Below are 14,484 nucleotides of genomic sequence, written 5' to 3' on the forward strand. Positions count from 1 at the left end.
GAAACTTGAAACAAGCACACGTCACTATTGTCGCAATGTGCTACAGACCAGATATTATCAATCATGGGTGGAGCGGCGGAAAAGTCCGCAACGTGTGGGTTGCCATTCCTGTAGCCAGACAGACGATGAAGCAGGAAGAGCTCAAGCGGAAGTTGGAAGATTTCGAAGTTCCGCAAAGGAATTTTGAAGAGATGTTCGAACCGGTCGCCGAAATTCTGTCAAAATCTTGGAAAGTATGGAAAAAAAGCGACTATAGGGGCAAGAGAGCGCTGCTTAGAATGCTATTTTTTCAGAAGGGAAGTTACTCTTCCAAATCGGATCTTCGAATCGGTGAATTATCTTTTCCATTCAGATTCTTAAGTGACGCAAATTATCTGAATTAGGTTTTGGTGGAGCCTAGGGGAGTCGAACCCCTGACCTCTTGCATGCCATGCAAGCGCTCTCCCAACTGAGCTAAGGCCCCATACAGGTACTGCAGAAGCAGTGGGCGGACGTTTATGAGACAGTGGCGCTAAGCGCAAGTCCAAAAACAGGCGTCGCCGTTAAAATTTTGCAACCAGATTGCAAATGGCACGAGGCGGCGCGAGGCCGCCTCTAACCGTGATCAGCTATCGTCCTCTGCTGGAATGTCAGTGATGTCGTCCAGCGGAACTTCATCACTGCTGTCATCATCGTCATCCAGCAAATCATCATCCAGATCGACTTCGACTTCGTCGTCGTCATCCAGAACCAGTTCTTCCTCGGGCGCGTTTTCGCGCGCCTTGGCCGATGCGGCATCTTCTGCATCTGCTGCGATCATCCGGCTTTTGCCGGTTTCGAGTTCCACGATCTCGCCGGTATAAGGGCTAACGATCGGGTCTTTGTTCAGGTCATAAAACCGTTTACCGGTGGTCGGGCAAACGCGCTTTACACCCCATTCTTCCTTGGGCATGTCCAATCCCCTTGATATCAGGTGAGTCGTATCGACGATTCAGGTCAGGTGCCACAAGCAGCGGGCACTGTCAAAGCCTTTGAGCAGGAGAAACAGACCTATGGGAGATCACGCACTGCCAGGATCGCCTCCGGTGCCGCTGACATTGCGCAAATCGGCGCGGGCACGGCGGATCAGTCTGCGTATATCCCAGTTGGACGGGCGTGTTACACTGACCTATCCAAACGGTGTCGCTGAATCCGATGCGTTGAACTTTGCCCGCCAAAAAGAAAGCTGGATTCGGCAGCACCTGAGTGATCGGCCAGACCCCTCGGTGGTTCAATTTGGGCAGCATATTCCTGTTGAGGGCACCCAACGGCGCATTGTCCGGGCAACGGGCCGACGCGTTCTGTTGCAGGCGGATCAGATTTCAGTACCTGAAGGCGCTGAAGCGCGACGTTTGGCGCGCTTTTTGAAAGAACTGGCACGCGACCGGCTGACCGGCGCATGTGATGACTACGCAGCGATGTTGGGTAGGGCTTATGCCAGCATCTCTATTCGGGATACCCGATCGCGCTGGGGATCATGCAGTTCTGAGGGTGGGTTGATGTTTTCCTGGCGACTGATTCTCGCTCCACCAGACGTCCTGCACTATGTTGCCGCACATGAGGTGGCGCATCTGGCCGAGATGAACCATTCCCCAGCCTTTTGGGCCCAGGTCGAGCGGTTATTCGGAGATTACAAAGAACAGCGGCGCTGGCTGCGCGACAACGGGGCGCAGCTGCACCAGTACAGATTTGACACGCCTGCGAGTTGACCTGTGCGGTGTTTGTGATCACATAGAGACATGTTGAACACACGCCCCTCGGAAACGCAGACCGCAACGCATGACCGGGTGTACCGGGCCCTGCGATCCCGCATCATGCATGGCGACATCGCCCCCGGTCAGGCGCTGACCTTGCGGGGAATTGGCAAAGAGTTTGGAGTCTCGATGACACCGGCCCGCGAGGCGGTGCGTCGGCTTGCGGCTGAAGGGGCGCTATTTCTGTCGTCCTCGGGCCGCGTCTCGACGCCTGAGTTGACCAATGACCGGATCGAGGAGCTTGCTGCGCTGCGGGCCTTGCTTGAGGTCGAGCTGGCCAGCCGGGCATTGCCCCGTGCGCATATTGCCCTGATTGACCGATTGCAGAGCATCAACATGACGGTGGCCGAGATGGTCACCAAACGTGATGCCGTTGGATATATTCGCACCAATCTGGAGTTTCACCGAACTCTGTATCTGCGGGCGCAGGCCCCAGCGATGCTGGCGATTGCCGAAACCGTATGGTTGCAGCTTGGGCCGACGATGCGCGCGCTTTATGGGCGGCTGCGGCGAACGGAACCACCGCATCACCACAAGCTGATAATTGCGGCGCTAAAGGCCGGGGATGAGCCGGGTCTGCGCCTTGCGGTTCGCTCGGATGTTACACAGGGCCTGCGGATGCTGGTCAGCTAAGCGGCTTGTTGCCGAAGCTGCCGAAATCGCCCGGTTCGGTATCGCTGTTCTGGCCCCGGCGATTTCTCTGCGCTAGGCTGTGAGAAATCACAATAAGAGCAGTTTTCAACCATGATTGATCGACGGTTATTTTCCCTTGGGCTGGGCTCCGGCTTGTTGGTTGCCTGTACGGATGGCGTGCCTTCTTCGGCGCCTGCCGGGCGTATGCAGCCGGTTCGGAACGCGGGCTGGGACGCCTGGGTGGCGGGCTTCAAAAGCCGCGCGACCGCACAGGGGATTTCGCAAAGCACAATTAACCGCGCCTTCCAGGGCGCCGGATATCTGCCCGGAGTGATCGAGCGGGACCGAAATCAGGTCGAGTTCAAGAGGTCGCTTGAAGACTACCTAGCGATTGCAACCTCGGATGAACGGATCGCGACCGGCAAGCAAATGCTGGTGCGCCATGCCGGAACGCTGTCTCAGATCGAGGCGCAGTACGGCGTGGACAAAGAAGTTGTCGTGGCAATTTGGGGGCTGGAAAGCCGTTATGGTGCGCGGCGCGGGGATGTGCCTGTTGTATCGGCCCTGTCGACGCTGGCCTATGACGGTCGGCGCGGGCAGTTCTTTGAGAACCAACTGATGGCAGCGATGAAGATCCTGCAGAACGGTGACACGACATCTGCCAACATGACAGGTAGCTGGGCCGGTGCCATGGGGCACACGCAGTTCATCCCGACCTCTTATCTGGCCTATGCGGTGGATTTCACCGGCGATGGACGGCGCGATATCTGGTCCGACGATCCAACGGATTCGCTGGCATCAACGGCGGCTTATCTGGCGCGTTCCGGTTGGGTGCGTGGGCAGCCCTGGGGCGGTGAGGCCGGGACGGTATCCGGTACGCCGGTTGCTGTGCTGCAACCCCAGGTGCCAGGGCCCCGCATCGCCGTGTTCCACAATTTTCAGGTGATCAAACGGTACAATAACTCGGACAGCTACGCGATCGGGGTAGGGCATCTATCAGACCGGATTGCCGGAGGTGCGCCGTTCCAGGCCTCTTTCGGACCGGATGCGACTGGGCTGACACTTGAGGACCGCAAAGAGTTGCAGCGCCGTTTGACATCCGCGGGCTACGATACGCAAGGGGCGGATGGTGTCATCGGGAATAACACGACATCCGCGATTTCTGCGTACCAGCGAGCCAAGGGGCTGTCCGTGACCGGAGAGCCCTCCGTTGCGCTGCTCAGGCAGTTGGGGGGCTGAGGGTTACGCAGCCAACCCTTTTGAGCCGATGTCGAGGAATTTTTGACGACGATCTCTGATCAGGGCGGCGGAATCCTTGCCGTCCAGATCCTTGAGCATCGCCGTAATCGCATCCCGCACGGAGTCCACGGTCGCAGCGCGATCGCGATGTGCGCCGCCCTTGGGTTCCGAAATGATCCGGTCGCAAACGCCCAGCTTGTGCAGGTCTTGCGCGGTCAGCCGCAACGCTTCGGCTGCTTCGCGCATTTTCTCTGAATCTTTCCAAAGGATCGAGGCGCAGCCTTCGGGTGAAATGACCGAATAGACCGAATGTTCCAGCATCGCGACACGGTTTGCCGTTGCAAAAGCCACCGCACCGCCTGATCCACCTTCGCCGATGATGACCGAGACTAACGGCACGCCGATCTTCAGGCACATCTCGGTCGAGCGGGCAATCGCCTCGGACTGGCCGCGCTCTTCGGCGCCTTTGCCGGGATAGGCGCCCGCCGTGTCGATCAAGGTGATAACCGGCAGTCCAAAGCGTCCTGCCATTTCCATCAGTCGGACAGCCTTGCGATACCCTTCGGGGCGAGCCATGCCGAAATTGCGTTCGATGCGCGATTTGGTGTCGCTGCCCTTTTCGTGGCCGATCACCATAACAGGTTGATCGTTGAACCGCGCCAGACCGCCGATCACGGCCAGGTCGTCAGCAAAATTCCGATCGCCTGCCAGCGGTGTGAATTCGGTGAACAGATCTTCCACGTAGTCTTTACAATGGGGACGTCCAGGGTGACGAGCGACCTGACATTTTCTCCATGGCGTCAGATCGGCATAGAGTTCGTCCAACAGCTTTTCAGCCTTGGCATCCAGAGCGGCGGCCTCTGCGGCCACATCCATCTCTTCATTGGCGCGCGCCAGCGCACGCAGTTCCTCGGCCTTTCCTTCGATCTCGGCCAGGGGTTTTTCGAATTCCAGATACTGGGTCATGACGCCTCTCAACGCGGAAGTTCCCTGCTATATGGCCTGACGTTGCCCCGGATGCAACTCAGCAAGATTTAAAGGGTTGGTAGGGGTGCCCGTATTCACCCTCAAAAGGGCCTTGATGACCGGTCATTGCTAACCTGCGAACGTTCTCAAACGGGCCAAAGCACAGGGTAGAGCGACGCGACCAGCAGCCCCGCCATCACCCAGTTGAACAGCATCAGTCGGTGTGGGTTCGTGAGAATCCGCGCCATCTGCTGCCCGAGTACCGTCCATGTGCTGACCGAGGGCAAATTGATTGCGCCGAAAACAATCGCGACAATGACGATGGCGTTCAGCGTCCGGTCGGGTGTGTATACAGTTGTTGCTGTCAGGGCCATGGCCCAGGCTTTTGGATTGACCCATTGGAATGCTGCAGCCTGTAAAAACGTCATCGGTTTTCCCGCAGGCGCGCCCGCTTCGGCTGGGGCCGAATGCGCGATTTTCCATGCCAGATACAGCAGATAGGCCACCGACGCCGCTTTCAACACGGTATAGCTGATTGGATAGGCATCAAACACCTGCACCAGCCCCGTTCCGACCAGAAGGACCATGACTGTAAAGCCCAACCCGATTCCGAACATATGTGGGATTGTGCGTCGAAACCCGAAATTCGCGCCCGAGGCCATCAGCATCAGGTTATTGGGTCCCGGCGTGATCGACGAGACGAAGGCAAAGGTGACGAGGGCAAAAAGCAATTCAGGGTTCATAGCGCAGATAATTGATGGAATCCGCCCAAATGAAATTGCGTTTGCGCTGGTTATTGCGGTAATTCTGCAATTAATGATCAAGTTGGATGATATAAATCGCCATATATTGCGTGAGCTGACACGTGATGGGCGGATAAGCAACCTTGAATTGGCCGATCGGGTCGGGCTGTCAGCCTCGGCCTGTTTGCGCCGTGTTCAGGAATTAGAGCGCGCGGGCGTGATCTCGGGCTATCGTGCTGTATTGAACCCATCTGCGCTGGGCATCGGCTTTGTCGCCTATATTGGCGTGGGGCTGGGCGAACATACAAAGGCCGCTCAGGAAGGGTTCGAGCGTGCATTGCAGCGCGCGCCTGAGGTGGTGGAGTGCCATAACATCACCGGCACGATCGAATACCTGTTGCGCGTGGAATGTGCCGATCTGTCGTCTTACAAAACTTTTCACACCGAAGTTCTGGGGACTTTGCCCCATGTCACGTCGATCACGTCCTATGTCGTCATGGGCTCGCCCAAGGATATGCGGGCCTGACATTGGAAAGATGATTCTGTACCGGCTTGCCGGAGTTGGATTCACGTTTTACTGTCTTGCCAAAGATTTGACCAAAAATGGGGACAACCCCAACCGGTCGTATTCAGGGAGAAGACGATGAAACTTGTTCGGACCGGAGCACTGGTCGCAACTTTGGTGATGATTGCGGGAGCATCTTTTGCAGCTCCGTTAAAGCTGCAACCTGCCAACCCACAGCCCAGCCCCAAGGCGGGATTGAATGTGAACTACTTTGGCACTGGCAATCAACACAAGAAGATCCGAGATCTGAGCCATGCAAAAAGCATGCTGTCTAAAGCGCAGCCCGGACAACCGTTGCGGGGCTTGGATTACAGGGACACCAGTAAGGGTCAGGACGTCATGACGTTTGACGGCGCTTACAATGTCGCCGCCGAGATTACGGGGTACATGCGGTTCGACTCTGCTGGAATCTACGAGTTGGAAACGTGGTCAAATGACGGGATAGAGGCATTCGTCGGAGGCCAGAACATTGGACAAGTCTCGGGCATTCAGGGCTGCGAGGCCAATCAGCGGACCGAAGTCGATGTGCCCAAAGCCGGGTGGTACGCGCTCAAGATCATCTATTTCCAGAAGCTCGGAACATCCTGTCTGATGATGAAATCTGGTAAAAAGGGCGAAAGGTTCACCTGGACACCCAATGATGTCTTCGGACGGTAAGAAAAAGGCGCCCGGTGAGGCGCCTTTCTACTTTTAGCTGTTGGCAGCGATCAATTCGGCCTGGGCCACGATCACCTCGGCCTGTTTGATCGAGGCGATATCGACCAGACGCCCTTTGTAGACCGTCGCACCTTCGCCAATGGCCTTGGCTTGCTCCATGGCGGCCAAGATTTCGCGGGCCTCTGACACCGCCTCGTCCGAGGGGGTGAAGACCTGGTTGGCCAGCGTGATCTGTTTGGGGTGGATTGCCCATTTGCCGACCATGCCCAAAGTGGCAGAACGTTTGGCCTGCGCGATATAGCCTTCGTCATCGCTGAAATCGCCGAACGGTCCATCCACCGGCAGCACGCCATGGGTGCGGCAGGCGGCAACGATGGCGGCCTGCGCCCAGTGCCACGGGTCGGACCAGTGTTTTTCACCTTCGCGCAGCATGTAATAATTTTCCTGCGTGCCGCCGATGCCAGTTGTCTGCATGCCCATCGAGGCCGCAAAGTCGGCTGCCCCAAGGCTCATGGCTTGCATCCGGGGGGACGAGGCAGCGATTTCTTCGACATGGGCGAGGCCAGCTGCGGATTCGATGATGACCTCAAAGCTGATCGGTTTGGTACGGCCTTTTGCGCGTTCGATGGCGGTGACCAGCGCGTCCACCGCATAGACATCCGCCGCACAACCGACCTTGGGGATCATGATCTGGTCCAGTCGATCTCCGGCCTGCTCCATCACATCCACGACATCGCGGTACCAGTAAGGCGTATCCAGTCCGTTGATTCGTACGGACATGTATTTGGTGCCCCAATCAAGGGTGTTCAGCGCCTCGATGACATTGGCACGCGCTGTGTCCTTGTCAGATGGTGCAACCGAATCCTCAAGATCAAGATTGATCACATCCGCCGCAGAGGCCGCCATCTTGGGGAAGAGCTTGGTGTTCGACCCGGGGCCGAACAACTGACAACGGTTAGGGCGCGCGGGGGCGGCGGGTTGAATGCGAAAGCTCATCTGGACCTCGTGCCGGAAAGGAAATTGCGATTTTGTTGTCTTATGAGGTATTAAATTGCGCAGGTCTCCGCAAGCACGTTTGTGCATCTGCGGCAATGCAGTCGCAGCATTCGCCGCAATGCGCCATGTCTCTGGTGATTAAAGTTTAATCGCTTTAGAAACTTGAAAGAATTTTGCGCAAGCTACGATATTTGCGCAAAATTTTCCTGCGGGATCCAGCGATGCTGGGCGAAATCGAGAAACACTCGCCTTGCCCGTCCCATAGCCTGCGCCAGAATCAAAGGAGTGCACCGCAATGATCGAGACACCGTATCTGTTGTTTTTGGGCGATGCGCCCGACCAGCTGGCGGCCAAGGTTGCCGTAGGAATCAAGGACTGGCGTCCGGAAAACGCCGTGGGTCAATACCGGATGGAGGGCTGTAAAGCCGATCTGGGCCTGACCGACATGTCCCTTGCTAAGGCCAAAGAGGCCGGGGCCAAGACTTTGGTCATTGGCGTGGCCAATCGTGGCGGTGTGATCAGTCAGGAATGGAAAAAGGTGCTGGTCATGGCGCTGGAGGAAGGTTTCGACCTGGCCTCGGGCCTGCACAACCTTTTGTGTGATGAACCCGATCTAGTCGCAGTCGCCGAAGCAACAGGCCGCAAGCTGCATGATGTGCGGGTTCCGTCGGTCGACTATCCAATCGCCAACGGCATCAAACGTAAAGGTAAGCGCTGTCTTGCCGTCGGCACCGATTGTTCGGTCGGCAAGATGTACACCGCGATGGCCATGGATGCCGAGATGCGCAAGCGGGGCATGAAATCGACCTTTCGGGCCACCGGCCAGACCGGCATTCTGATCACCGGTGACGGCGTGCCGCTGGACGCGGTGATTGCCGATTTCATGGCGGGTTCGGTTGAATGGCTGACACCTGACAATGATGACGACCATTGGGATTTGATCGAAGGGCAGGGCTCGTTGTTCCACGTGTCCTATTCCGGCGTGACGATGGCGCTGATTCATGGCGGTCAGCCCGATGCGTTGATCCTGTCTCATGAACCGACACGCGAACATATGCGCGGTCTGCCGACCTATAGCTTGCCGTCTTTGCAAACCTTGCGCGATACGGCGCTGGGGCTGGCCAAGGTTGCCAACCCTGACTGTCAGGTCGTCGGCGTCTCGGTCAATACGCAGCACATGAGCGAAGCGGATGCTTCTGCCTATCTGGCGCAGGTTGAGGCCGACATGGGACTGCCCGCAACGGACCCGTTCCGCTTTGGTGCGGGCAAGCTGGTCGACGCGCTGGCAGCAGTGTAAAGCGGTCTGGTCCCGCCGGCCCGGATCGAAATTTGGAAAAGCCGGGCGGTTCAGCCAGGAAAAGGTATGTGATGCAAATTGACGTCTCTCGCGATGTGTTCAGGCTGGCTCAGGTCTTTACGATTTCACGCGGGTCACGGACCGAGGCCAAGGTTCTGACCGTACGCATTTCTGACGGTCAGCATCAGGGCTGGGGCGAATGTGTACCCTATGCGCGCTATGATGAAACTCTGGACTCGGTTGAGGCTGAAATTGCCAGATTGCCGGACAGTTTTGACCGGGCGCAACTGATGGATCTGTTGCCTGCGGGTGCTGCCCGCAATGCCGTAGATTGTGCGCTGTGGGATCTTGAGGCCAAGCGAGCCGGTAAACGTGTCTGGGATCTGGTTGGACTGCCTCAGCCGCGCCCCGAAATCACCGCCTATACATTGTCGCTGGACACAGCCGAGGCGATGCAGGCGCAGGCAGCTGCGAATGCGCATCGCCCGCTTTTAAAGATCAAACTGGGCACGCCGGATGACATGCCCCGGCTTGAGGCCGTTCGCGCAGGCGCACCGAATTCGACGATCATCGTGGATGCAAATGAAGGTTGGTCCGCCGCCGTTTACACCGATCTTGCGCCACATCTTGTGCGCCTGGGTGTGGCCTTGGTCGAGCAACCTCTGCCCGCCGGTGACGATGACGCGCTGATCGGGATGGAGCGCCCGGTACCCGTATGTGCCGACGAATCCTGCCATGATCGTGCCAGCCTGCCCAAACTGAAGGGCAAATATGATGTGATCAACATCAAGCTCGACAAGACCGGAGGTCTGACCGAAGCGCTGGAGCTGCGCAAAGCGGCGATTGCTGAAGGCTATGACATCATGGTCGGCTGTATGGTCGGCAGCTCTTTGGCGATGGCCCCTGCGACATTGCTGGCGCAGGGTGCGATGGTAACGGACCTTGACGGACCACTTTTGTTGGCCGAAGACCGCGACAACCCGCTGACTTTTGATGATGCCGGAGTGTACCCGCCATTGGCAGCGCTCTGGGGCTAAGGAGATTGACATGACCCGCACCGTTTATGTGAATGGCGACTACCTGCCCGAAACCGAAGCCACAGTGTCGATCTTTGATCGTGGCTTCCTGATGGCCGATGCCGTGTATGAGGTGACCAGCGTTCTGGACGGCAAGCTGATCGACTTCGAAGGCCACGCGGTCCGCCTCAAGCGCTCGCTGGACGAATTACAGATGGCTGAACCCTGCGCGAAGGACGAGCTGCTGGAGATCCACCGCAAGCTGGTTGAGTTGAACGGCATTGAAGAGGGGCTGGTCTATCTTCAGGTCACGCGCGGCAGCGACGGCGACCGAGATTTTGCATTTCCTGCGGCTGATACCAAACCCACACTGGTTTTGTTCACCCAAAACAAGCCGGGTCTGGCAGACAGCCCTGCTGCCCGGAAAGGTGCCAAGGTCATCTCGATCGAGGATATCCGCTGGGGCCGGCGCGACATCAAGACGACACAGCTGCTCTATCCCTCGCTGGGCAAGATGATGGCCAAGGCCGCGGGCTGTGATGATGCCTGGATGGTCGAAGGCGGTTATGTGACCGAGGGCACCAGCAACAACGCGTATTTTGTCAAAGGCAACAAGATTGTCACCCGACCGTTGTCGAGCGACATCCTGCACGGCATCACCCGCAAGGCCGTTCTGCGAATGGCAGCCGAAGCGCAGATGGTTGTCGAAGAACGCCTGTTCACCATCGACGAGGCCAAGGAGGCTGATGAGGCGTTCACCACCTCTGCCAGTGCTTTTGTCATGCCTGTGGTTGAAATTGACGGCACAGCGCTGGGCGACGGCACGCCGGGACCCATAGCCAAACGTCTGCGCGAGATTTATCTGGACGAAAGCCGCAAGGCAGCGCTCTAAAGGAATCTCATGCTGGGCGTTTGTGTGGCATGGGGTGGTCGCTACGAATTTGACAACATTTGGTGCCGCGTGCAGGTCTTGGTCGGGATGAACGGCGCAAAGAGGGTGCGGCACCAAAATCTCTGAGCGCGATCTGAACACGATAGTTGGTGATCCTGCATCCTGACAGGCCGCTATGAGAATAGGCATATCCAGCCTGACGAGCGGTATTGGTATGGCCGAAACCAGGCGGCATATTACGCGCTGAGTTGCGGTTTTCAGGAGCCAACTTCACACATAATGATGGCGAAGCCCCTACGTGCTGCTGGTGTAGCAAGGGGACAGAGGGCCGGAGATGCCCCGTCAAACGACCTATGGGCCTCAATGGCCGCTATTGGTGCCGATGAAAATGTTGGTCTATCATGTCCTCCTGTGGTCCATTTCAAATGAGTTAACTTATGGCCGATCCATACTCTGACCTCGGCGCGCAAGACACCGCCCTTCAAGAGCGGATCGCAACAGCAATGGAAGTGCGCTGTTTAGAGCCTGCGCAGATTGCAATTCGCAAAGCCTACATGGAGAACCTGAGTCTCCCCAAAGGTGCACGGGCGCTGGAGCTTGGTTCAGGAACAGGACACGTTACCCGAGATTTGTTGGAGCTTGCAGGAGCCGCAACGGCTCATGGAATTGAACCCTCGCCCGTCATGGTCGCACGGGCCCAGAAGAGCTTTGGGGATGATGATCGACTTAGCTTCGATATCGGGGATGCCAAAAACACAGGTTTTGAAAGCGAGACCTTTGACCTTGTGGTAATGCACACGTTGTTGTGCCACGTCCCTGGACCGGAAGACGTTGTTCAAGAGGCCTTCCGCCTTTTGAAGCCCGGAGGTGTGCTGGCAATTTGTGATGGCGACTACAGCACTGCAACTGCACAGATCGCGGACTTTGATCCGCTCGATCAACTCATCAAATTCATGATCAATCAAAATGTCACTAATCTTTGGAAAATGCGTCAGATTTCAGCCATCCTGGTCGATGCGGGATTTCGACTTGGGGCCCGGAAAGGTCATGGATATGTGGCAGAAGGGGAAGCGACCTATTTTCTCACCGTAATTGAACGCGGAGCGGACCGCATGGTGGAAGAGGGTCTGTTATTTTCCGAAACTGCAGAGGCTTTGAAATCAGAAGCGAAACGCAGAGTATCTGCCAAGATGTTTTTTGGTTTTATGTCCTATGTGAGCCAAATCGCAAATAAACCCAAGATCGTTTGACCGTTCTCAGTAATCGAGCAGACAGACATTGCACAGCATCCGGCCTTCTTGGTTCAAAGCGGACCCTACCAGTTACCAGTAACAAAAAAGGCCGCCCCAAACGGAACGGCCCTTTATTCACTGTCTCTTTACAGAGGATCAGGCGGTCAGAGCAGCCTGAGCCTGGGCGACGATCGCGCCGAACGCTTCCGGTTCGTGCACGGCCAGATCGGCCAGAACTTTACGGTCCACTTCAATACCGGCCAGGTTCAGGCCGTTGATGAAGCGGGAATATGTCAGGGCTTCGTCATGCGAACGTACAGCAGCGTTGATCCGCTGGATCCACAGCGCGCGGAAGTTACGCTTGCGGTTCTTACGGTCACGGGTTGCATATTGGTTGGCCTTGTCTACGGCCTGACGGGCAACCTTGAAGGTGCTTTTGCGGCGGCCATAGTAACCTTTGGCGGCCTTGATAACCTTCTTGTGACGGGCGTGAGTTACGGTTCCACCTTTAACGCGGGACATGTCTTAATCTCCTCTTATCGATCGTAGGGCATATAGCCCTTGACGATTTTGGCGTCGGGGGCGGACAGGGTGGTGTTGCCACGAGCATCGCGGATGAATTTCTTGGTCCGCTTGATCATGCCGTGACGTTTGCCGGCCTGGCCAGCAAGGACCTTACCGGTCGCAGTCACCTTAAAGCGCTTTTTGGCGCTCGACTTTGTCTTCATCTTAGGCATTTCCGTCTCCTTTCGGGGTTCGGTTCGAAACGCGACTCGGCATGCCATCTCGGCCGGTCACGCGATCAGAAGCGCCGTTTACGCAAGTTCGACCATACTGGCAAGGGGGTTTTGGCTGAATCTGCAATTTTAGCAGCCCAGTCAGGCACCGGGGCGACGCAGGCCGCCCCGGTGGTCTATTTAGTGACCGTATTTGCGGATCTCACCGCTTTTCAGTCTTTCACTATACGATGCCAGTTCCTGACGAACGATCTTCATCAGGAAGTAGAGCGCAAAGACGTTCACAACCGCCATCGCAAAGATCGCCGCATCCGAGAAGTCGATAACCGGGCCGAGGTTGGCCGCAGCACCGATCACCACGAAGACGCAGAAGATGATCTTGAACACCAGCTCTTTGGTGTGCCCCTCACCGAACAGATAGGTCCAGGCCTTGAGGCCATAGTAGGACCAGCTGATCATAGTCGAGAAAGCAAACAGGATCACCGCAATCGCCAGAACATAGGGGAACCAGCTGAACGCGCTGCCAAAGGCGGCAGAGGTCAGGCTGACGCCTGAGTTGCCGTCAACGGTCGCAATAGCGCTTCCTGCTTCGTTCAACATATAGTTGCCGGTCTCGGGGTCGATGATCAACTGCTGAGTAATGATGATCACCAGCGCAGTCATGGTACAGATCACGACCGTATCGATGAACGGCTCAAGCAGCGAAACAAAGCCTTCTGTGATCGGCTCCTTTGTGCGCACCGCCGAGTGGGCAATCGCAGCAGACCCAACGCCGGCCTCGTTCGAGAACGCGGCCCGTTTGAAGCCCTGGATCAGAGCACCGACCATGCCGCCGGCCACACCAAGACCGGTAAACGCACCGGCAAAGATCTGACCAAAGGCCCAACCGATCATATCCGCATTCATGACGATGATGACCAGAGCCGCCGCGACATACATCACGCCCATAAAGGGCACAACTTTTTCAGTCACTCGCGCGATGGATTTAAGTCCACCGACGATCACCATGAACACGACAACCGCAAAGACCACACCGGTGATCCAACCCGGGTAATTCCCGACGATGCCTGCAATCTGCTGATGCGCCTGATTGGCCTGGAACATGTTGCCCCCGCCCAGCGCTCCAAGAATACAGAAGATCGAGAACACAACCGCCAGGATCTTACCTCCGGGTAGGCCAAGCTCGTCAAAACCCTTGGACATATAGTACATCGGGCCGCCCGAGACGCTGCCGTCTTCGTATTCGTTGCGATACTTGACGCCAAGTGTACATTCGGTGAATTTTGACGCCATGCCCAGAAGACCAGCCAGGATCATCCAGAAGGTCGCCCCGGGGCCACCAATGCCAACAGCAACGGCAACGCCTGCGATATTGCCAAGCCCGACCGTGCCCGACAGGGCAGTGGCCAATGCCTGAAAGTGGCTAACCTCACCCGCATCGTTGGGATCGGAATAGTCGCCTTTGACCAGACTTATCGCGTGGCCGAAAAAGCGCATCTGCACAAAAGCAAAGTACAGAGTAAAGACCGACGCCGCGATAACCAACCACATCACGATCCAGGGAAATCCTGTCCCGGGAATTGGTGCGAATATGAAGCTAACGAATGGCCCAGTGATATCAGCAAAAGCCTGATTGATCTTTTCGTCCAACCCGGGCGCCTCTTGCGCGGCGACGGGGCTGGCCATCAGGGTGGCGGCTGCCAATCCCAGTTGAGATAGTGTTTTCATTCCTGTGCCTC

At 56.8% G+C, this 14,484-nt stretch carries 17 protein-coding genes and 1 tRNA gene; 10 read left to right on the forward strand and 8 right to left on the reverse strand.

The features are described from left to right. Nucleotides 1-5: 5 nt before the first annotated feature. Nucleotides 6-383 (forward strand): hypothetical protein, encoded by a 378-nt coding sequence (locus AC2FIP_RS12725; RefSeq protein WP_496786690.1) that lies wholly within the window; start codon nt 6-8, stop codon nt 381-383. A gap of 4 nt (nt 384-387) precedes the next feature. Here the strand turns inward: AC2FIP_RS12725 and AC2FIP_RS12730 are convergent. Then, nucleotides 388-463, reverse strand: a tRNA-Ala gene (locus tag AC2FIP_RS12730). A gap of 141 nt (nt 464-604) precedes the next feature. Continuing rightward, the gene (locus AC2FIP_RS12735) at nt 605-931 is read right to left on the reverse strand and encodes a TIGR02300 family protein (protein ID WP_496693020.1); all 327 of its coding nucleotides are present in this window, start codon (nt 929-931) and stop codon (nt 605-607) included. A gap of 100 nt (nt 932-1,031) precedes the next feature. Here AC2FIP_RS12735 and AC2FIP_RS12740 point away from each other — a divergent pair, with 100 nt between their 5' ends. The 3 genes from AC2FIP_RS12740 (at nt 1,032) to AC2FIP_RS12750 (ending at nt 3,644) form a co-directional block, all read left to right on the forward strand. After that, the gene (locus AC2FIP_RS12740; protein WP_496693021.1) at nt 1,032-1,727 is read left to right on the forward strand and encodes a M48 family metallopeptidase; all 696 of its coding nucleotides are present in this window, start codon (nt 1,032-1,034) and stop codon (nt 1,725-1,727) included. 30 nt (nt 1,728-1,757) lie between these two features. Next, on the forward strand, nt 1,758-2,405 hold the full coding sequence (locus AC2FIP_RS12745) for a GntR family transcriptional regulator (RefSeq protein WP_271950069.1): 648 nt from the start codon (nt 1,758-1,760) through the stop codon (nt 2,403-2,405). 111 nt (nt 2,406-2,516) lie between these two features. Continuing rightward, on the forward strand, nt 2,517-3,644 hold the full coding sequence (locus tag AC2FIP_RS12750) for a lytic murein transglycosylase (protein WP_496786692.1): 1,128 nt from the start codon (nt 2,517-2,519) through the stop codon (nt 3,642-3,644). A gap of 3 nt (nt 3,645-3,647) precedes the next feature. Here the strand turns inward: AC2FIP_RS12750 and AC2FIP_RS12755 are convergent, their stop codons facing one another. Both AC2FIP_RS12755 and AC2FIP_RS12760 read right to left on the reverse strand, forming a co-directional pair. Then, nucleotides 3,648-4,610 carry an acetyl-CoA carboxylase carboxyltransferase subunit alpha gene (locus tag AC2FIP_RS12755; protein WP_142637885.1) on the reverse strand — a complete coding sequence of 321 codons (963 nt, stop codon included), beginning with the start codon at nt 4,608-4,610 and terminating at the stop codon, nt 3,648-3,650. Nucleotides 4,611-4,756: 146 nt separating this feature from the next. Continuing rightward, nucleotides 4,757-5,353, reverse strand: a complete 597-nt coding sequence (locus AC2FIP_RS12760; protein WP_496696771.1) for a LysE family translocator — start codon at nt 5,351-5,353, stop codon at nt 4,757-4,759. 73 nt (nt 5,354-5,426) lie between these two features. On the opposite strand from AC2FIP_RS12760, the gene AC2FIP_RS12765 reads away from it, so the two are divergent. Together AC2FIP_RS12765 and AC2FIP_RS12770 are read left to right on the forward strand one after the other, a co-directional pair. After that, nucleotides 5,427-5,879, forward strand: a complete 453-nt coding sequence (locus AC2FIP_RS12765) for an Lrp/AsnC family transcriptional regulator (RefSeq protein WP_496786694.1) — start codon at nt 5,427-5,429, stop codon at nt 5,877-5,879. Between the two features lie 117 nt (nt 5,880-5,996). After that, nucleotides 5,997-6,575, forward strand: a complete 579-nt coding sequence (locus tag AC2FIP_RS12770; RefSeq protein ID WP_142637891.1) for a PA14 domain-containing protein — start codon at nt 5,997-5,999, stop codon at nt 6,573-6,575. A 33-nt stretch (nt 6,576-6,608) separates the two neighbouring features. On the opposite strand, the gene AC2FIP_RS12775 is transcribed toward AC2FIP_RS12770, so the two are convergent. Continuing rightward, on the reverse strand, nt 6,609-7,571 hold the full coding sequence (locus tag AC2FIP_RS12775; RefSeq protein ID WP_496786696.1) for an L-malyl-CoA/beta-methylmalyl-CoA lyase: 963 nt from the start codon (nt 7,569-7,571) through the stop codon (nt 6,609-6,611). Between the two features lie 295 nt (nt 7,572-7,866). Between AC2FIP_RS12775 and dgcN the strand changes: the two genes are divergently transcribed. From dgcN to AC2FIP_RS12795, 4 genes are all read left to right on the forward strand, one after another. Continuing rightward, a complete protein-coding gene (gene dgcN, locus AC2FIP_RS12780; protein WP_496749246.1) occupies nt 7,867-8,868 on the forward strand; it encodes an N-acetyltransferase DgcN in 1,002 nt (333 codons plus the stop codon). 71 nt (nt 8,869-8,939) lie between these two features. Continuing rightward, nucleotides 8,940-9,905, forward strand: a complete 966-nt coding sequence (dgcA, locus tag AC2FIP_RS12785) for an N-acetyl-D-Glu racemase DgcA (RefSeq protein ID WP_496786699.1) — start codon at nt 8,940-8,942, stop codon at nt 9,903-9,905. A 10-nt stretch (nt 9,906-9,915) separates the two neighbouring features. After that, nucleotides 9,916-10,776, forward strand: coding sequence for a D-amino-acid transaminase (locus AC2FIP_RS12790; RefSeq protein WP_142637899.1), 861 nt, complete (start codon nt 9,916-9,918; stop codon nt 10,774-10,776). A 437-nt stretch (nt 10,777-11,213) separates the two neighbouring features. Next, nucleotides 11,214-12,026, forward strand: coding sequence for a class I SAM-dependent methyltransferase (locus AC2FIP_RS12795; protein WP_496786700.1), 813 nt, complete (start codon nt 11,214-11,216; stop codon nt 12,024-12,026). 138 nt (nt 12,027-12,164) lie between these two features. Here AC2FIP_RS12795 and rplT read toward each other — a convergent pair whose 3' ends face one another. The 3 genes from rplT to AC2FIP_RS12810 all read right to left on the reverse strand — a co-directional run bounded on the left by rplT (nt 12,165) and on the right by AC2FIP_RS12810 (nt 14,473). Beyond that, nucleotides 12,165-12,530 (reverse strand): 50S ribosomal protein L20, encoded by a 366-nt coding sequence (rplT, locus tag AC2FIP_RS12800; protein ID WP_142637903.1) that lies wholly within the window; start codon nt 12,528-12,530, stop codon nt 12,165-12,167. Nucleotides 12,531-12,544: 14 nt separating this feature from the next. After that, on the reverse strand, nt 12,545-12,745 hold the full coding sequence (gene rpmI, locus AC2FIP_RS12805) for a 50S ribosomal protein L35 (protein WP_010443552.1): 201 nt from the start codon (nt 12,743-12,745) through the stop codon (nt 12,545-12,547). 180 nt (nt 12,746-12,925) lie between these two features. Continuing rightward, nucleotides 12,926-14,473 (reverse strand): alanine/glycine:cation symporter family protein, encoded by a 1,548-nt coding sequence (locus tag AC2FIP_RS12810; protein ID WP_271950089.1) that lies wholly within the window; start codon nt 14,471-14,473, stop codon nt 12,926-12,928. Nucleotides 14,474-14,484: the final 11 nt, after the last annotated feature.

The sequence above is a fragment of the Ruegeria sp. CDSB114 genome (genome assembly GCF_059611025.1).